At 64.6% G+C, this 19,389-nt stretch carries 11 protein-coding genes; 10 read left to right on the forward strand and 1 reads right to left on the reverse strand.

Annotation, left to right across the window (positions count from 1 at the left end; translation table 11 throughout):
* Positions 1-14 precede the first annotated feature (14 nt).
* On the forward strand, positions 15-1,592 hold the full coding sequence (norR, locus tag ACWHXP_RS07330) for a nitric oxide reductase transcriptional regulator NorR (protein ID WP_489634136.1): 1,578 nt from the start codon (positions 15-17) through the stop codon (positions 1,590-1,592).
* A 140-nt stretch (positions 1,593-1,732) separates the two neighbouring features.
* Here norR and ACWHXP_RS07335 read toward each other — a convergent pair whose 3' ends face one another.
* Complete coding sequence (locus ACWHXP_RS07335; protein ID WP_034330630.1) at positions 1,733-1,915, reverse strand: hypothetical protein; 183 nt, start codon at positions 1,913-1,915, stop codon at positions 1,733-1,735.
* A 429-nt stretch (positions 1,916-2,344) separates the two neighbouring features.
* Between ACWHXP_RS07335 and ACWHXP_RS07340 the strand changes: the two genes are divergently transcribed.
* The 9 genes from ACWHXP_RS07340 to ACWHXP_RS07380 all read left to right on the forward strand — a co-directional run bounded on the left by ACWHXP_RS07340 (position 2,345) and on the right by ACWHXP_RS07380 (position 19,229).
* Positions 2,345-2,572 carry a dodecin gene (locus ACWHXP_RS07340; protein WP_489634135.1) on the forward strand — a complete coding sequence of 76 codons (228 nt, stop codon included), beginning with the start codon at positions 2,345-2,347 and terminating at the stop codon, positions 2,570-2,572.
* A 565-nt stretch (positions 2,573-3,137) separates the two neighbouring features.
* Positions 3,138-4,739 carry a glycogen synthase GlgA gene (gene glgA / locus ACWHXP_RS07345; RefSeq protein ID WP_489634134.1) on the forward strand — a complete coding sequence of 534 codons (1,602 nt, stop codon included), beginning with the start codon at positions 3,138-3,140 and terminating at the stop codon, positions 4,737-4,739.
* Positions 4,740-4,938: 199 nt separating this feature from the next.
* A complete protein-coding gene (gene glgB / locus ACWHXP_RS07350; RefSeq protein ID WP_489634133.1) occupies positions 4,939-7,377 on the forward strand; it encodes a 1,4-alpha-glucan branching protein GlgB in 2,439 nt (812 codons plus the stop codon).
* Between the two features lie 2 nt (positions 7,378-7,379).
* Positions 7,380-9,647, forward strand: coding sequence for a glycogen debranching protein GlgX (glgX, locus tag ACWHXP_RS07355; protein ID WP_489634132.1), 2,268 nt, complete (start codon positions 7,380-7,382; stop codon positions 9,645-9,647).
* On the forward strand, positions 9,644-11,542 hold the full coding sequence (treZ, locus tag ACWHXP_RS07360) for a malto-oligosyltrehalose trehalohydrolase (protein ID WP_489634131.1): 1,899 nt from the start codon (positions 9,644-9,646) through the stop codon (positions 11,540-11,542). The genes glgX and treZ overlap by 4 nt, the downstream gene beginning before the upstream one ends.
* Entirely contained in the window at positions 11,539-13,803 is a 2,265-nt protein-coding gene (malQ, locus tag ACWHXP_RS07365; RefSeq protein ID WP_489634130.1) for a 4-alpha-glucanotransferase, read from the forward strand. Before treZ ends, malQ begins: the two co-directional genes overlap by 4 nt.
* Positions 13,803-16,760, forward strand: a complete 2,958-nt coding sequence (treY, locus tag ACWHXP_RS07370; RefSeq protein ID WP_489634129.1) for a malto-oligosyltrehalose synthase — start codon at positions 13,803-13,805, stop codon at positions 16,758-16,760. The genes malQ and treY overlap by 1 nt, the downstream gene beginning before the upstream one ends.
* A gap of 214 nt (positions 16,761-16,974) precedes the next feature.
* Complete coding sequence (gene pgi, locus ACWHXP_RS07375) at positions 16,975-18,663, forward strand: glucose-6-phosphate isomerase (RefSeq protein WP_489634128.1); 1,689 nt, start codon at positions 16,975-16,977, stop codon at positions 18,661-18,663.
* Between the two features lie 32 nt (positions 18,664-18,695).
* The gene (locus ACWHXP_RS07380; RefSeq protein WP_489622953.1) at positions 18,696-19,229 is read left to right on the forward strand and encodes a hypothetical protein; all 534 of its coding nucleotides are present in this window, start codon (positions 18,696-18,698) and stop codon (positions 19,227-19,229) included.
* Positions 19,230-19,389 lie beyond the last annotated feature (160 nt).

Here is a 19,389-nt window from a genome sequence, read left to right on the forward strand (position 1 = left end):
CTTTGGAAGTCAATATGACCTCAAAAGTCCTGCTCGATGCCTTGCTCCCGCTGGTAGCCGACCTGTCGCGCCAGATCGATGACCGCGAGCGCTATCGCCGCCTGCTGCAGACCTTGCGCACGCTGTTCCCCTGCGATGCTGCAGCCTTGCTGCGACTGGAGGGCGAGCTGCTGGTGCCGCTGGCCATCGACGGACTTTCCAGCGATACCTTGGGCCGCCGTTTCCGCATCGCCGACCATCCGCGCTTCGGCGTGCTGCTGGCCAATTTCGGGCCGACACGCTTTCCTGCCGATTCAAGCCTGCCCGATCCCTATGACGGTCTGGTCGATGGCTTGAATGACGCCCATTCCGGCGCGCTGGAAGTGCACGATTGCATGGGCTGTGCGCTCTCGGTCAATGGCCGCCCGTGGGGCTTGGTCACGCTGGATGCGTTGGGTGCAGGGCGCTTCGATGGCGTCGACATGGCCTCGCTGCAGGCTTTTGCGGCGCTGGCGGCTGCCACCGTGCATGTGGCCGAACGCATCGACGACCTGGCCGCCGCTGGCGAACAGGCACGCCAGCGCGCCGAAGCCTATCGGCTGGGGCTGGAGGAGAGCCAGGGCAAGCGCGAACTGATCGGCCAGAGTCCGGCCCAGCAACAGCTGCTGGACGAGATCCGCATGGCCGCCCCCAGCGACATGACGGTGCTGGTCACCGGCGAAACCGGCACCGGCAAGGAACTGGTGGCCCACGCCCTGCATGCAGCCTCACCCCGTGCGCACAAGCCCATGATCAGCCTGAACTGCGCAGCCTTGCCCGATACGCTGGTCGAAAGTGAATTGTTCGGCCACGTGCGCGGGGCTTTCTCGGGAGCGGTTGCAGACCGTCGCGGCAAGTTCGAGATGGCCGATGGCGGTACGCTGTTTCTGGATGAGGTCGGGGAGCTGCCGCTGGCGGTGCAGGCCAAGCTGCTGCGGGTGCTGCAGAGCGGGCAGCTGCAGCGGGTAGGTTCAGATCGCGAGCACCGCGTGGACGTGCGCCTGATCGCTGCCACCAACCGGGACCTGGCCGGGGAAGTGAAGCGCGGCCATTTCCGCGCGGATTTCTATCACCGCTTGTCGGTGTTCCCGATCCGCGTGCCGCCGCTGCGCGAGCGCGGACGCGATGTGCTGCTGCTGGCCGGATATTTCCTGGAGCAGAACCGGGCGCGGCTGGGCTTGTCCAGTCTGCGCCTGGCAGCCGATGCCCAGCGCGCGCTGCTGGACTACGCCTGGCCCGGCAACGTCCGCGAACTGGAACACCTGATCGGGCGCAGCGCCCTGCGCGCCCTGGCATCGCAGCCAAAACGACCCGCCATCCTGACGCTGGATGCGGCGGCGCTGGAGTTGGGGCATTCCGCCCGCCCGCTAGCCTCGCCTGACACTGCGGCCAGCGCACAAGCTGAACCCGCGCAGCCGGGCGAAGGCCTGCGTGCAGCCGTCGAGCGCTTCGAGCGCAAGCTGGTCAGTGAGTGTCTCGAACGCCATGGCGGCAACCTGGCCGCGACGGCGCGGGAGCTGGGGGTGGACCGGGCCAACCTGAACCGGCTGGCCAGACGTCTCGGACTGCGTTGAGCCGAGGGGAGGGTGGTTTACGGTCGATATGAAGAAAAAGAAAAGAAAACGGCCGGAATCCGTCAGGACAGGCTGCCCATCATGATTCCGGCCGTGGCGGCGTGAAGCCTGGTGTCAAAAAGCCAGAGCGGAGAACAGCCTCAGGCGTCTTGACGCTCCACATCCAGTTCTGCCAGCTGGCCGCGAATGCGGATGGCCGTCAGGTTGCGGGCGGCAGCGGCATCGTCGTTGACGTGTTGCAGGTCTTCGGGCGGTGCGCTGATGACCTTCACGGGTGCGCCTGCGGGTGCAGTGACGGTAACGCCGGGGTTGAGTTGCGACATGATGATCTCCAAGGGATGAAAATCTCGTGCAGGCCCGCCGGAACGAATCAGGGCGGGCAGGGCTGCCATCGATCATGCGTAGCGTCGCAACGCATATGAACGTTTTGGCAAGCCAGATGATGCAATATTAGCCGGTTTGGTTGCGGTGCAACAGGTATTGAGCGGCTTAAATTTTTGTAGGAAGACACGCACTGTTGAAGACCGGCAATCCTTGTTTTCCGGCAATGGCAGGGCGGCTCCGGGCAAATTTGCTGCGGAGCAAAAAACGAGTTCATCTGATCGGTCGTCTGTCGTGCGCGGGATGGCTTTCCCGCCTGCTGTCCTACGCAAGCTGCTGGCGTTGGCCGATGCCGTCCGCCCAATGGGCCGGCTAGCCTATGGATTCGCCTCATCGTCCGATGAGCCCATCCCCATCAGGAAGGAGTCCCCATGACCGAACGCAAGCAAGACAATTCCAACACCTACAAGATCATCGAAGTCGTCGGCAGCTCGCCCAACGGCACGGATGAAGCGATCCGCAATGCCCTTGCCGACGTGGGCAAGACCGTCAAGAACGTGGACTGGTTCGAGGTCACGCAATGCCGGGGCCATGTGGAAAATGGCAGCATCGGCCATTTCCAGGTGGGCTTGAAGATCGGTTTCCGCGTCGAATCCTGAGCGATCAAGGCCGATGCCATGGATGAGGGATACAGGCAGGCAATGCGCATCGCCACCGGATAGCGATGTTCAATTTGCGCCTGCGGCATCGGCTCGCTAAGCTGAAGGCTCTTCGAAGTCAACGCCCTGAATCGAGGGTTCAGGGCGCCTCAATGACGGCACCTCGCGCCGCTTTTTCCCGTACATCATTTAGCCATTCAGGTAGCTCGTCTGGCAGTGCAGCGTGGCGAGCTCTTCCGTGATCGAAGAGCGCAAGCCGGCTGTGCGATGCCGGCTTGTTGCTTTATGGTGATCGTCGATGCATTGAGGTGTGGGCATTTTCGCCGCGCTGCAACAGTAGGATTCATCCTACGCCATCTCAGGCCGCTGTCCGATAGTGAGCGGATCTGCCGATCCGTATAACGTAATCATCGGCGCTCAAAAGACTGTCCAGTCCAACACAACAACAAGGACGTGTTTTCGCCCCGGCCCCCGGATCAAGCCACGGCCAGGACGAAGACCTATGCGATGCGACGAGCCAAGGGTGCTTTCCATCTCAGGTGCTTTCACACATTAGGGGTCCATCTTGCAAGCTCGAGTTCTGTTAGTCAGCTCAGAGGCCGTACCGCTCGTCAAGACCGGTGGCCTGGCCGACGTGATTACCGCGTTGGCCGTATCGCTGCGCAAAGTCGGCATCGATGCCAGCATCCTCATGCCCGCCTATCCGGAGGCGGTCCGCAATCTCGGCGACACGGTGCAGATCGGCTTGAAGCACGGCCTGCCCGGCGGTGCCGGCCGGATTCTGCGCGGCTCCATCCCCGGTACCGACGTGCCGGCGCTGCTGCTGGATACGGCGCGCTTCCGCCAGCGCGGGGCCAATCCTTACGTAGATACCGACGGCGTAGAGTTCAGCGACAACGCGCTTTGCTTCGCCGATCTGTCGCATGCCGCTGTGGCCATCTGCGCTGGTGAAACCAGCCTGCCGGTGCCGCACGTGGTGCATGCCAACGACTGGCACGCGGGTCTGATTCCCTGCCTGTTGAAACTGCGCGGGCTGGATCACATCGGCACCATGCTGACCATTCACAATCTGGCTTTCCAGGGCAATTTCGCGCTGGAGTCGGCCGAGCAGATCGGCATTCCCCAGCATCTGCTGACCGGCGACGGCGTTGAATACTGGGGCAAGCTGTCCTTCCTCAAGGCCGGCATTCGTTTCTCCGATTGCGTCTCCACCGTCAGCAAGAACTACGCGGAAGAGATCATGACCCCGCGCTTCGGCTGCGGCATGGACGGCATTCTTTCCTTCCGCAAGCTGGATCTGCGCGCCATTCCCAATGCCATCGATGCTGAACTGTGGAATCCCGCCGATGATCCGCTCATCGCCCGCAACTTCAGCATCGGCAACATGAAGGGCAAGGCTGCCTGCAAGCGCGACCTGCAAAAGCTCTTCGGTTTGCCCGTGGATCCCTTCGCACCTGTCATGGGCCTGGGCTCGCGCATCTCGCATCAGAAGATGGCCGATGTCGTCATCGAAGCGCTGCCCGGCATCATGGAGCGCCATCCGCGCCTGCAGGTGGTGATCCTGGGTTGTGGTGATCACGACTACGAAGCCGCCTTCCTTGATCTGGCCGAGCGTTATCGCGGCCGCATCGCGGTCCACATCGGCTATGACGAGCGCCGCGCGCACGCCCTGCATGCGGGCAGCGACATGTTGCTGCACCCGACCCGCTTTGAACCTTTCGGCCTTACTCCCCTGTATGCCATGCGCTACGGTGCCATCCCCATCGGCTCGCGCGTCGGTGGCCTGGTCGACACCGTGTGCGATGCCGACCGCGATCCACAGCGCGCCACCGGCGTCCTGTTCGAAGGCGAGAGCGCCGCCGACATGCAGCACGCCGTGGCCCGTGCCTTCGCACTGTACAACGACACCGAGCGCTGGCAGAGCGTGCAGCGCAATGCCATGAGCATCGACTGCGATTGGGCTGGCCCGACCCGCGCCTACATCGACGCCTATGCGCACGTGGCCGACATGGCGGTGCGCCCGTTGTTCGCACCGCGTCCATTGTCGGTGGATCGTCCTGCTGCCCAGGCGCACGCCCAGCCGGAGCGCAAGGTCAGTCCGGCGGCCGCCATCGCTGCGGCACTGGCCGGCGTGGTCGGCGTACCGGCCGCCGTGGCGGCTGCCTGAACGACGAGGCGCCGGGGCGATTGCGCCGGCGTTGCGCCCCTTGTGATTCTGTTTTGATCCTTACCCGGTCCGCATGGACCGGGCAGGGAGAGTGTTTGCCGGCGCGCCGCCCTCAGCGCGCCGGTTTTTGATTCCGCTGTTTTGATTCCGCTGTTTTGCGATGTTTCGATCAACCCCGATAACAACAACAGGAGTGTGCATGTCCGGCATGTCTGTCACGGCATATAGGGCGTCCACGACGCCCCAGGAAGAGACTTCCGACGCCAGCTCGGCCGCCCCCGGTTCCGCTTCGGCGCAGCCGCCGTCTTCTTCTCATTCCTCTCATCCCCCTGAATTCCCGGAACAAACCGCCTTGTCCCTTTCCCTTGAAGAGCAGGGCCTGCTCGAAGCCTTGCTGGCCGGTCGCCTGACACAGCCCTTCGGCTTGCTCGGCCCGCGCTATGCCAGCCAGTCCAGTGGCGTTTCTGCCATCCGCGCCTTCCATCCCGGGGCCGCGGCGGTACGTGTGCGATGCCGGCACAGCGGCGCGCTGCTGGGTGAGTTGCAGCAGTTCGAGCTGCATGGCCAGCCCAGCGGTTTCTTCAGCGGCGTGGCCACTGGTCTCGACCAGCGTCGCCATCAAGTGCCGTATGTATTTGAAGTGGATTGGCTAATCCCGGACGGCAGCCGCAGCGTACAAAGCACGGAAGACCCCTATGCCTTCGGCCTCCTGCTCGGCGAGCTCGACCTGCACCTGTTGCGCGAAGGCCGGCATCGCCAGCTGGCTGATTGTCTGGGCGCACGTCCGATGGACATCGACGGCGTGCCCGGCACGCGTTTCGCGGTGTGGGCACCGAATGCCGAGCGTGTCTCGGTGGTCGGCGACTTCAACCAGTGGGACGGCCGCCGCCACGTCATGCGCCTGCGCCATGAATCCGGCGTGTGGGAACTGTTCATCCCGCGCATCGGCCCCGGCGATGTCTACAAGTACGAAATCCTGGGCCGCGATGGTACCTTGCTGCCGCTCAAGGCCGACCCCGTCGCGCGCGCTACCGAACCCCCGCCGGCCACCGCCTCGGTCGTGGCGGATGCCCGTCCTTACCTGTGGCAAGACCAGCAGTGGATGGCCGAGCGTGCACAGCGCCAGTCGCTGTCGGCACCGATGTCCATCTATGAGCTGCATCCTGCGTCGTGGCGGCGTATCCCCGAACAGGCGCACCGCAACCTCAGTTGGGATGAGCTGGCCGATGAGCTGATCCCCTATGTGGTCGGCATGGGCTTCACCCATATCGAACTGATGCCGGTGATGGAACACCCCTTCGGCGGTTCCTGGGGCTACCAGCCCATCAGCATGTTTGCCCCCAGTGCCCGCTTCGGCAAACCGGAGCGCTTTGCGGCCTTCGTCGACCGTTGCCACCAGGCCGGTATCGGCGTGTTGCTGGATTGGGTGCCGGCGCATTTCCCCAGCGACCAGCATGGTCTGGCGCAATTCGACGGTACCGCGCTGTATGAGCACGCTGATCCGCGCGAAGGTTTCCATCAGGACTGGAATACGCTGATCTTCAACCTCGGCCGCAATGAAGTGCGCGGCTTCCTGATCGCCAGCGCCCTGGAATGGATAGAACACTTCCACGTTGACGGCCTGCGTGTGGATGCGGTGGCCTCAATGCTGTATCGCGACTACAGCCGCAAGTCCGGCGAATGGGTGCCCAACATCCACGGCGGCCGCGAGAACCTGGAGGCCGTGGCCTTCCTGCGTGAACTCAATACCGTGGTGGCGCAGCGCTGCCCCGGTGTGCTGATGATCGCCGAGGAATCGACCTCCTGGCCCGGCGTGACCTCCGAGGTCAGCAACGAGGCCGACCATCACGGCCTGGGTTTCAGCTACAAGTGGAACATGGGCTGGATGAACGACACCCTGCGCTACATGCAGCATGACCCGCTGTTCCGTCGCTATCACCATCACGACATGACATTCGGTTTGCTATATGGATTCTCGGAAAACTTCATCTTGCCGATATCGCACGATGAGGTGGTCCATGGCAAGCGCGCGCTGCTCAACAAGATGCCCGGCGACGAATGGCGCCGCTTCGCCAACGTCCGTGCGTATTACGGATTCATGTGGACGCATCCCGGCAAGAAGCTGCTGTTCATGGGCAGCGAGTTCGGCCAGCCTGACGAGTTCGACCACGACAAGTCGCCCTACTGGCACCTGCTCAACGAACACGGCGACCATCCTGCCGGCCATCGCCAGTTGCGCCAGCTGGTCAGCGACCTGAACCATCTGTATCGCAGCGAGCCCGCCTTGCACCAGCGCGACTGCCGCGCCGACGGTTTCTCCTGGGCGGTGGGCGACGACAGCGTCAACAGCGTGCTGGCGTATTTCCGCTATGCCGATGACGGTCCGCCAGTGCTGATCGTGGTCAACCTGACCCCGGTACCGCGCACCCATTACCGTATCGGCGTGCCACCGATTGCGCCCGGCCATCATGGCGTCTGGCGCGAAGTGCTCAATACCGATGCCGCGGTCTATGGCGGCAGCAACAGCGGCAACATGGGCCAGGTGCAAGTGCAGGATTTCGGCTGGCATGGCCAGCCGACTTCCATCGAACTGAACCTGCCCCCGCTATCCACCCTGATCCTGCGTAGAGAGTCCTGATAATGAGCGTCGCCTTTCCTGATCGCCTGATGCCAGGCTTGCCTTACCCCCTCGGTGCCACCTCCGACGGCCTGGGGGTCAATTTTGCGGTGTTCTCGGCCAATGCCACCCGCATGGACCTCTGCCTGTTCGACCCCTCCGGCAAGCGCGAACTCAAGCGCATCACGCTGCCCGAATGTACCGATGAAGTGTGGCACGGCTACCTGCCCGGTGCCGCGCCCGGCCTGGTCTATGGTTTCCGTGCCCACGGTCCTTACGAGCCGACCAAGGGCCATCGCTTCAATCCCAACAAGCTGCTGCTGGATCCGTACGCCAAGCGCCTGGTCGGCCAGGTGCGCTGGACCGATGCGCTCTATGGCTATCGCCTGCACTCGGCACGTGCCGACCTGTCCTTCGATCGTCGCGACAGTGCCGCCGCCATGCCCAAGGCCATGGTCACCGATGATGCCTTCGTGTGGGAACACGATCGCCTGCCGCAGGTGCCGTGGAACAAGACGGTGATCTACGAGGCCCACGTCAAGGGCATTTCCAAGATGCGCGATGATCTGCTGCCGCATGAGCGCGGCACCTTCGCCGCCTTGTCCGATCCGGCCTTCATCGATCACCTGCTGCGCCTGGGTGTCACCACCCTGGAACTGATGCCGGTGCACGCCTTCCTGCAGGACAGCTTCCTGATCGAACGCGGCCTCTCCAACTACTGGGGCTACAGCACGCTGTCGTATTTCGCCCCGGAGCCGTCCTACATGTCCATGGGCGATCCCAACGAATTGCGCATGGCCGTGCGCCGCCTGCACAGCGCCGGGATCGAGGTGATTCTCGACGTGGTGTACAACCACACCAGCTGCGGCAGCGAACTCGGACCCACGCTGTCTTTCCGTGGCCTCGACAACGCCAGTTACTTCCGTCTGCTGCCGGGGCAGGAGCGCTATCACATCAACGATACCGGCTGCGGTAATACGCTCAATCTGTCGCATCCACGTGTATTGCAGATGGTGATGGATTCGCTGCGCTACTGGGCGCAGTCCTTCCATATCGACGGCTTCCGTTTCGATCTGGGTTCCACCTTGGGACGCGAGCCGCATGGCTTCGATCCGGGTTCGGGCTTCTTCGATGCGCTGTTGCAGGACCCGGTCCTGTCCAAGCTCAAGCTGATCTCCGAACCTTGGGATATCGGCCCCGGCGGCTACCAGCTCGGCAATCATCCGGCGCGCTTCGGCGAGTGGAATGACAAATTCCGCGACGACATGCGCAAGTTCTGGAAGGGCGACGAATCCATGCGCGGCGGCTTTGCCCAGCGCATGATGGGCTCGGCCGAACTGTTCGAGCACAATCGCCGCAAGCCTTGGGCGACGGTCAACTTCATCGCTTCGCACGATGGTTTCACGCTGCGCGATCTGGTCAGCTACAACGGCAAGCACAACGACGCCAATGGCGAGAACAACAACGACGGCCACAATGACAACGCGAGCTACAACTGGGGCGCTGAAGGCGAGACCGATGATCCCGCCATCCAGGCCACCCGCGCCTGTGTGCAGCGCTCCATGCTGGCCTCTACGCTGCTGGCGCAGGGCACGCCGATGCTGCTGGCCGGTGACGAGTTCAATCGCAGCCAGGGCGGCAACAACAATGCCTATTGCCAGGACAACGACATTTCCTGGATCAACTGGGAACAGGCCCGCTCGCCAGAGGGTGCAGCGCTGACCGCCTTCGTCGGCCGCGTGACCGCGATCCGGCGCGACTTCGACGTCCTGCGTGCGAGTTACTTCCTGCATGGCAACCAGATGGTGGCCGATGGCTTGCCGGATGTGGCCTGGTTCGATGAATCGGCGCAACCGGTCACCAGCGAAGACTGGAACAACCCGGTGGCGCGCGCCATTACCCTGCAACTGGCGGGCAAGCGGTTGGAGCCCCATAAACAGCTGAGCTCACGCTTGTACGACGCCGCCAACGTGGGCGCGGACGGGCCGGGCGAGGCGCAGGAAGTGCCGCCGGATGTGCTGATGATCTTCGTCAATGCCGGTCACGAGCCCATCGAATTCAGCTTCCCGCGCACCGAGGGCGAGTACTTCCTGCTGCTCGACTGCGCCCAGCCGACCGGCATGCCGGAAGGCGAGGGCGGCCAGGTCAAGGTCGACGGCAGCGCCTCCGTGCAGGTCCAGGCGCACACCCTGCAGGTGTTTGCCAACCGGCCCCTGCATCTGTCTTCGGCCATCTATCCGCTGGCCGCCAATGAATGGATCAAACGCAACGAATGGGGAGAACGCGCATGAGTGCCCGCTTTTCCGTGAAGCTGCCGTTCGGCGCGCAGGTCACCGCGCCCGGCCAGGTGCGCTTCCGCGTCTGGGCACCCGGTGCCGACGCGGTCGCGGTGGACATCACCGGCCGTGGCCGCCTGCCCATGAGCGCCGAGGATGCGGCCTCCCCGGCGTGGTACGTGCTCGAGACCGAGTGTGATCCGGGCACCCTGTATCGCTATGTGTTCCAGACCCGCGAGCAGGGCGAAGTGAGCGCACCGGACCCGGCCTCGCGCGGCCAGGCCGGCGATGTCTTCGATCCCAGCGTGGTGGTCGATCCGGAAGCCTTCCTCTGGCAGCACACTAACTGGCAGGGCCGTCCGTGGGAAGAGACCGTGCTGTACGAATTGCACCCGGGCGCAATGGGCGGCTTTGCCGGCATCCAGCAGCGCCTGGCCGAACTGGCCGAGCTGGGCATCACCGCCATCGAACTGATGCCGGTGGCCGAATTCCCCGGGGCCCACAACTGGGGCTATGACGGCGTGCTGCCGTTCGCGCCCGATGCCAGCTATGGCACGCCGGACCAGCTCAAGGCGCTGATCGATACCGCGCACGGACTGGGCATGATGGTCTTCCTCGACGTGGTCTACAACCATTTCGGGCCGGATGGCAACTACCTGCACAGCTATGCGCCGGATTTCTTCCGTCATGACATGAATACCCTGTGGGGTGCGACCATCGATTTCCGCCGGCCGGAAGTGGCGGACTTCTTTACCCAGAACGCGCTGTACTGGCTGCAGGAATATCGTTTCGACGGCCTGCGCCTGGATGCCGTGCACGCCATCTGCGAGCCCGATTGGCTGGTGGCGCTGGGCCAGCGCGTCCGTGCCGAGATCGGCAATGAACGCCATGTGCATCTGGTGCTGGAGCATGACGGCAACGCCGCGCATCTGCTGGGCTATACCGCTGCCGTCGAGGCCGAGGCGGAAGTGGCCGAGATCGGCCAGGTGCGCGAGCGCTCCAGCCATGTCTACGATGCGCAGTGGAATGATGACGCCCATCACGTCCTGCACGTGCTGCTGACCGGCGAGGGCAGCGGCTACTACAGCGCCTATGCCGAGGCCCCCGCCGAGAAACTGGCGCGCTGCCTGCAACAGGGCTTCGTCTATCAGGGCGAGGTTTCGCCGTATTCCGGTGAGCCGCGTGGCGAGCCCAGTGCGGACCTGCCGCCCACGGCCTTCGTCAATTTCCTGCAGAACCACGACCAGATCGGCAATCGCGCCTTCGGTGAGCGCCTGACCGTGCTGGCCCATCCGCTGGCCTTGCACGCCGCACAGGCCCTGATCCTGCTGGCACCGCAGGTGCCGATGCTGTTCATGGGCGAGGAATTCTGCGCGGTGCAGCCTTTCCTGTATTTCACCAGCCATCGCGACGAGGAACTGGTGAAGGCAGTGCGGGAAGGGCGCCGACGCGAGTTCGCGCGCTTCCCGCAATTTGCCGATCCCAAGCTGCTGGAGCAGATTCCGGATCCCAACAGTTTTGCCACCTTCGTGTCCTCCATTCCGGAGCCCGGTCCGGCACCCGGTTCGGCGGCTTGCCTGCGGCGCGTCGCCGAACTGCTGCACATCCGCAAGCTGCACATCGTGCCCTACCTGCGTGGAGCCAAGTCGCTGGAGGCGCGCGCCATCGGTCCCAAGGCCGTGCATGCGCGCTGGCAACTGGCCAATGGCAGCGTCCTCAACATCACGGTCAATCTCGACGAAGCGCCGCTGCAGGAAGCCCTGGACGATCTGGCCCGGCCGGCCGGAGCCGACGTGCTCTTCGACAGTGGCGGCGCACTGGAGGCGCTGGCCGCCGGCAGCTTCCCGGGCCATGCCATCCTGGCACTGCGCGAACCTCCGGCCGCCGCCGAGGCCGGGAGCGCAGCATGAACGCCGCCCTGCGCCAGCCGGCTGCGTCAGCGGCCCCCGAACTCATTGCCCCGGTGAATTCGTCCTCGTCTGAAAACGATTTATATCGTTTGGCAGAACGTGCCGGCATTGCGGTCCACTGGATCGACGCTTACGACCAGCCGCAGGTCGTGGCCGATGAGGCTTTGCAGGCCATCCTGGAAGCGCTGGGCCTGCCCTGCGCTACGGCCAGCGACTGCCGTGACAGCCTGGCGCAGCTCGACCGCGAGCACGCGGTAGGCTACCTGCCTCCGCTGTTGACGGGCGTACAGCATCAGCCGGTTGCACTGCCTGCGCATTCGCGCTTGCATGGACTGTCCTGCCGCGTGGAGCTGGACAACGGCGCCCGCCTGACCCTGCTGATCTCCTCCGATCTGAACGCGCCGCCAACCTTGCCGCCCATCGATGTCCCCGGCTATCACCGCCTGCTGGTGGCAGGTCACATACTGACGCTGGCCATCGCACCGCCGCGTTGCTACACCATTGCCGATGCACTGGCCGAGCAGGGCCGCGAGCGCGGCTGGGCGCTGGCTGCGCAGGTCTATGGCTTGCGCAGCGACAGCCTCAAGGAGGCGCGCAAGGTCTATGGCGACGGCGGCATCGGCCACTTCGGCGCGCTGGCCGAACTGGCACCGATGGCCGCGCGCTATGGTGCCGCCGCGCTGGCGATGTCGCCGGTGCATGCCATGTTTGCGGCCGATCCCGGCCGCAGCAGCCCGTATTCGCCGTCCAGCCGTCTGTTCCTCAATCCGTTTCTGATCGATCCGGCCGGCATTCTCGGTGCGGATGCCCAGGCCCAGGTGCTGGCCGAGGGCGGCTCGGAAATGATCGCCGCGCATGAACGCCTGCAACAATCCAACCTGATCGACTGGGCGCGCGCCGGTGCGCATCGCATGACGCTGCTGCGCCGGCTTCATGCGCTGTTCCGCACTGAACATGCCGGCGATGCCACGCAGCAGGCCGCCTTCGCCGCCTTTCAGCTCGAAGGCGGTGCCGCACTGCGCGCCCATGCCTTGTTTGAAGCCTACAGCCACCACCTGAGTAGCCAGGGTGTTGCCGGTTGCTGCGACTGGCGGCAATGGGGCGAGGCTGGCCGCCATCCCGATACCCCCGAGATGCAAGCCTTTGCGGCCGAGCATGCGGGCGAGATTGATTTTCACCTGTTCCTGCAATGGCAGGCGGCACGCCAGCTGGCAGAGGCCCAGCACAGCGCTCGGGTGGCGGGCATGGCCATCGGTCTCATCGCCGATCTGGCCGTCGGTGCCGACAATGGCGGCAGCCAGGCCTGGAGCCATCAGGACGAGATCGCCGCCGGCCTGACCGTCGGCGCGCCACCGGATCGCCTGGCCCCGCAGGGCCAGAACTGGGGGCTGGGCGCGTTTTCGCCACTGGCCCTGCGCCGCACCGGCTATCGTGCTTACCTGTCCATGCTGCGCGCGACCTTCGCGCAGGGCGGTGGGGTCCGCATCGACCACGTGCTCGGCTTGAACCGCCTGTGGCTGGTGCCGCAGGGGAGAGAGGCCGATGCCGGGGCCTATGTATCCTTCCCCCAGCAGGACATGCTGCGCCTGATCGCGCTGGAGTCCTGGCGCTATCGGACCATTGTCATCGGCGAGGACCTGGGCACCGTGCCGCCCGGCTTCGATTCCGTGCTGGATGAGGCGGGTGTCTCGGGTATTCGCGTGCTTTGGTTCCAGCGTGAGAAGACGAGTTTCCTGCCGCCCTCGGACTGGTCGCGCCAGGCCATTGCCGTGACGACCACGCACGATCTGCCGACGGTGGCCGGTTGGTGGTCCGGTGCTGATCTGGCTTGGCGCGAGCGTCTCGGCCAACTGGAGGACGGCTTGCCGGCCGCGCGTGAGCAGCGCCGCGAAGAGCGCAGCCAGCTCTGGCAAGGACTGGTGCAGCAGGGCTGCGCGAGCGGTCCGTTGCCCGAAGCTGCGCCGGCCCTCAAGGAAGGCGACGAAGAGTCCGCCTTGCCCGTTGCGCTGGACGACTGTGCCATGGTGGTCGATGCCGCACTGGATTACGTCGCCGCCACGCCTGCCTCGCTGGCCGTGGTGCCGGTGGAAGACATCCTCGGCCTGACCCAGCAACCCAATCTGCCCGGCATGACCGAGCCCCACCCCAACTGGCGTCGCCGCTTGCCGGAAGACACGCCGCAACTGTTTTCCGCCTACGCCGCCAAGGCCAGGCTGGAGCGCCTGCGCCGCGTGCGCGGCGGCACCGCCAAGGAGATTTGATGCCAGCCCCTTCCGTATCGCCAGACCCTGCGGCGCACAGCAGCATCCCGCGCGCCACCGCGCGGCTGCAGCTGCACCGTGATTTCCGTTTCGAGCAGGCGGCCGCGACGGTGGACTACTACCACCGCCTGGGCATCAGCCACTTCTATCTTTCTCCCATTCTGGTGGCGCGCCCCGGTTCCACCCATGGCTATGATGTGGTGGATGCCACCCGCATCAATCCCGAACTGGGGGGCGAAGCCGGACTGCGCCAGTTGCACCAGCGCTTGCACGCACAGGGCATGGGCATCGTGGTCGACATCGTGCCCAACCACATGGCCGTGGGCCATCACAATGCGTGGTGGCAGGACGTGCTGCGCTGGGGCCGCCACAGCCGCCACGCCGAATGGTTCGACATCCATTGGGACAGCCCCGATCCGGCCCTGAGCGGCAAGGTCCTGCTGCCTTTCCTGGGACAACCCTACGCGGAAGCGCTGGAGGCGGGCGAGCTGGTGTTGCGCTTTGACGCCGACCACGGCGAGCTGCAGATTGCGCATCACGACAATGTGTTCCCGCTGACGCCCGCGGATTACGCCGCCGTACTGGAGACGGCAGGCAGTGCGCGACTCAAGGATGTGATCGCTGCCTTTGCCGCCATCGATCCCGCGCAGGAGGGCAAGGATGGCCGCGCCGATTCCGCCCGCGCGCAATTGCGCGCCCTGGCCGCCGATTCCGAGGCGTTGGCAGACATCGATGCCGCGCTCGCTGCGTTCTCGGCCAGCCAGCCGCATGGCCGCAGTGCCATGCATCAATTGCTGGAGCGTCAGCACTATCGTCTGGCGTACTGGCGCAATGCCGCCGATGAGATCAACTGGCGGCGCTTCTTCGAAGTGAGCGAACTGGTGGGCATGCGCGTGGAGCGCGAAGACGTCTTCGAGGCCATGCATGCAGAGATCTTCCGGCTTTATGCCGAGGGCATCATCGATGGCTTGCGGCTGGACCATATCGATGGCCTGACCGATCCTGCTACCTATTGCCTGCGTCTGCGTGAGCGCCTGCGATCGCTGCGCGCCGGTCACGAACCCTATCTGATCGCCGAGAAGATTCTGGCCGGCGACGAAAGCCTGCCACCCGGTTGGCAACTCGACGGCACCACCGGTTACGAGTTCATGGACCAATGCGCAGCGGTGCTGCACGATGGCGAAGGCGAGCCTGTGCTGGACGAACTCTGGCGCGACATCGTCGGCGAATTGCCGGTGACAGCCGATCAGCTGCAGAGCCACGGTCCGGGCGAGCTGTGCCATTTCCCTACCATCGTGCAGGAGGCGCGGCGCAGCTTCCTGGTGCGCAATTTTGCTGCGGAATTCAATGCCCTGACGCTGTGCCTGCACCAGCTGGCGCGCAGCGTCACGCAGACGCGCGACCTGACGCTCATGTCCATCCGCCGTGCAGTGGCCGAGCTGCTGGTGCATTTCCCGGTCTACCGTACCTACGCCAACGAGCAGGGCATGCCGGCCGGGGAGCGCGAGCTGCTGGCCGCTACCGTGCAGAAGGCCGAGTCCACGCTGCATGCGGCCGACCATGCCACGCTGCATGTGGTGGAAGGCTGGCTGGGCGGGGACCTGTTGCTGGATAGCCGCGATGCGCATCGCCGCGCCCTGCAGCTGCGTGCCATGGCGCGATTCCAGCAACTGACGCCACCGCTGACGGCCAAGTCGATGGAGGACACGGCCTTCTATCGCTTTGGCCGACTGCTCTCGCGCAATGAAGTCGGTGCCGAGCCGGCCCATCTGTCACTGTCGGTGTCGCACTTCCACCGGCTCGCGGCCAGACGCGCCGAGCAGACGCCGGGCAGCCTGCTGGCCACCGGCACCCACGATCACAAGCGCGGGGAGGATGCCCGCATGCGGCTGGCCGCGCTCTCCGAAATTGCCGAGGAATGGTCCACGGTGCTGCGTCACTGGCACCAATTGAACGCGCCCATCGTGGCGGCGACGGCGGGCCAGCAGGGCGGCATCGATGCAGTCGATGAATGCATGCTGTACCAGACATTGGTCGGTGCCTGGCCCGACGGCATGCGTGCCGGTGACGATGACCTCAGTGCACTGGGCGAACTGGCCGAGCGCGTGATCGCCTGGCAACGCAAGGCCTTGCGCGAAGCCAAGCGCCGCAGCGACTGGGTGGTGCCGCAGACTGACTACGAGGCGGCCTGCGGGCGCTTTACGCGCGCGCTGCTGTGTGATCCGGGACTCGATCCGCGCCATCATCCTTTCCTCACCGAGCTGGAAGATTTCGTGCGCCGGCTGGCACCGTTGGGCACGGTCAACAGCCTGTCGCAGACGATGCTCAAGCTGACCTCGCCGGGCGTACCGGATTTCTACCAGGGCAGCGAGTTGTGGGATTTGAGCATGGTCGATCCCGACAATCGTCGTCCGGTGGATTTCGCCTTGCGTGAACGGCGTCTGGCCGATGCCGTCAGCCGCCCGGTATCGCTGCGCGACTGGCAGAGCGGCAGCGCCAAGCAGCAATTGATTCACGCGGTGCTGCAGTACCGGCGCGATCATGCGCTCCTGTTTGCGCAGGGTGCTTATGTTCCGTTGACCACCCACGGCAAGCTGGCGCGGCACGTGATCGCCTTTGCCCGGCTATTGCCGGTGCAGGAAGGGGGCGAGCACGCGCTTGAGGCAACATTGGTGATCTGCACGCGCCTGGCCGGTCATCTGCTGTCCTTCGAGGGACGCCGCGAAGAGGCCTTGCCGCTGGTCTCCGCCGAGTCGTGGGGCGATACGCGCATCGCCATTCCGCAGGTCCTGTCGCATGCTGGCGGCGGCATGCGCCGTTGGCGCAGCGTGCTCACCAGTGGCCAGGGTGAGCTGGAGGAGTGCGCCATGCCTGATGGCGAACGCGGCGGCAGCATTGTGGTGGCTGACATTCTGGGCAGCTTGCCGGTGGAATTGCTGGCGTTGCGTGTGAATTGAGCCGTAGCGTGAAGAGCCCCCCGAACAACCGATTGTTCGGGGGCTCTGAGTTTCACGGATGGCGCTGTGCTTGTGTGCGTCGTCACGCATGACTTCCTCTTTTCCTACATGGAAATGTTCCGCCGTCCGATGTCGTGCATTCGTCTCCGGCCACTACCATGATGCGATACCGGCATCTCCGCCGGCCCCGCCATGTTGTACAAGGAGTTTGCGCATGACCAAGTTGCCCGCCGCCGATCTGCAGCTGCCGCTGTTCACCTATGGCCAGCGCCAGTCGCTGACCGAGAAGAGCGCCTGGATCGCCCTGCAGGAACACCATCAATACAGCGCCCGCCATTTCCGGCTGGAGCGTCTCTTCGCTGCCGATGACAAACGCGGTGAAAAACTGGTGGCCGAAGCCGCCGGTGTCTATCTCGACTATTCCAAAAACCTGGTCACCACCGAGACCATGACTCTCCTGATGAACCTGGCCCGCCAGTGCGACCTGCAGGATCGCATCGAGGCCATGTTCCGCGGTGACCGCATCAATGCCACCGAGCAGCGCTCGGTCTTGCACACGGCCCTGCGCATGCCTGCCGACGCACGCCTGGTGGTCGAAGGCGAGGACGTGATCGCATCGGTGCAAGAGGTGCTTTCCCGCATGGAGGCCTTCGCCGAACAGGTCCGCAGCGGTGCATGGACAGGCCACACCGGCCGTCGCATTCGCCATGTCGTCAACATCGGCATTGGCGGCTCCGACTTAGGCCCGATGATGGCGTACGAGGCATTGCGACCCTATGCGCAACCGGACCTGTCTCTTCACTTCCTCTCGGACGTGGACGGTGCCGCGCTGCTGGAAACGGTGCGCCACCTGCCTGCCGAGGAGACGCTCTTCATCGTTTGTTCCAAAACCTTCACCACGCTCGAAACCACCACCAATGCGCGCGCGGCGAGCGACTGGCTGGTGCGGCAGTTGGGCGAGGAAGCGGCGGTGGCCCGTCATTTCGTCGCGGTGACGACCAACATCGAGGAGGCCAGCCGCTTCGGTATCGATCCGCAGAACATGTTCGGTTTCTGGGATTGGGTCGGCGGCCGCTATTCGATGACCAGTGCCATCGGCCTGTCCACCATGATCGCCATCGGGCCTGAACATTTCCGCGAGATGCTGGCCGGCTTCCATGCCATGGATGAACATTTCCGTACCGCCCCGCTGGAAGCCAACGTGCCGGCCATCCTCGGCATGCTCACCGTCTGGTACACCAATTTCTTCGGTGCCACGAGTCAGGCGGTGCTGCCTTACAGCCAGTACCTGAAGCGCCTGCCAGCCTACCTGCAGCAGCTGACCATGGAGAGCAACGGCAAGCAGGTGAACCTGCAGGGCGATGCCGTGGACTACCAGACCTCGCCGGTTTACTGGGGCGACAACGGCATCAACGGCCAACATTCCTTCTACCAGTTGCTGCACCAGGGCACGCAGATGATTCCCTGTGATTTCATCGGCTTCTGCCAGCCGGTGGAAGCGCTTGGCGACCACCATGCGCTGCTGATGGCCAACATGTTTGCCCAGGCTGAGGCACTGGCCTTCGGCAAGAATGCGCAGCGGGTGCGGGAAGAGGGCACGCCGGAATCCTTGACGCCGCATCGCGTCTTCCCTGGCAACCGTCCCAGCAACAGCATGCTGGTGGAGCGGCTCACGCCCCACAGCCTGGGCACGCTGGTGGCCTTGTACGAGCACAGCGTCTTTACTCAGGGCGTGATCTGGAACATCGATTCCTTCGATCAGTGGGGCGTCGAGCTGGGCAAGCAGTTGGCCAAACGTACCGCGCGCCAGTTGCTCGATCCTGCTGAACCGCTGCACCATGACAGTTCCACCAACGCCCTGATTCGCCGTTATCGCAGCGCCTGGTCCGATCAGAACGATTGAGCCGCGCTGCCCGCCCTTGCGCAGGAGAGACCATGAGCACCATCATCGCCGCCCGTTTCGATTTGCAGGAAGACGCCACGCATGCGGTCTCGGTGCTGGAAGAGGCCGGCTTTGCACGAGACCGGATCAGCAGTTTTTTCGTCAACCCGGCGGGCCAGCATGACCGCTTTGCGGTCGGCGGCGATCGCGACAAATCACCCGGTGCCGAAGATACCGACCGCGGTGCCGCCGTCGGTGTTGCAGCGGGCGCCGGTGCGGGAGCGGCTGCCGGTCTGGCCACCGCCCCAGTGACGGGCCCGCTCGGCCCCGCCTTGGGCGGTCTGGTCGGCGGCCATCTCGGTGGCTTGGTCGGCAGCCTGGCCGCGACCGATGAGGTCACGCCGCCGCGGCGTCTGGCAGGGATGCTGGTAGCAGTCGCCGTGGAGGACGAACCACAATGCCTGCAGGTCATCCGCCTGCTGCAAGGCGTGGACGGCAGCGATCTGGAACGCGCCGAGGGCAACATCCGCGCGGGCGACTGGACCGACTTTGATCCGCTTTCCCAGCCGCAGCCCGTCAATGCGTAGGGGCGCAGGGCTCCACGGCCCAGGCGCCGAATAGCCTCGTTTCATCCGAGCCCGGCAGTGTCCTGCCGGGCTTTTGCATTGACGCTTGCCATCGCGCACACGTGCGGGCATATTGTGAGTTTATAATCGTGCGTAACAATTGATTACCAGAAACGCACGC

This window comes from Herbaspirillum sp. Her2, from assembly GCF_057961375.1.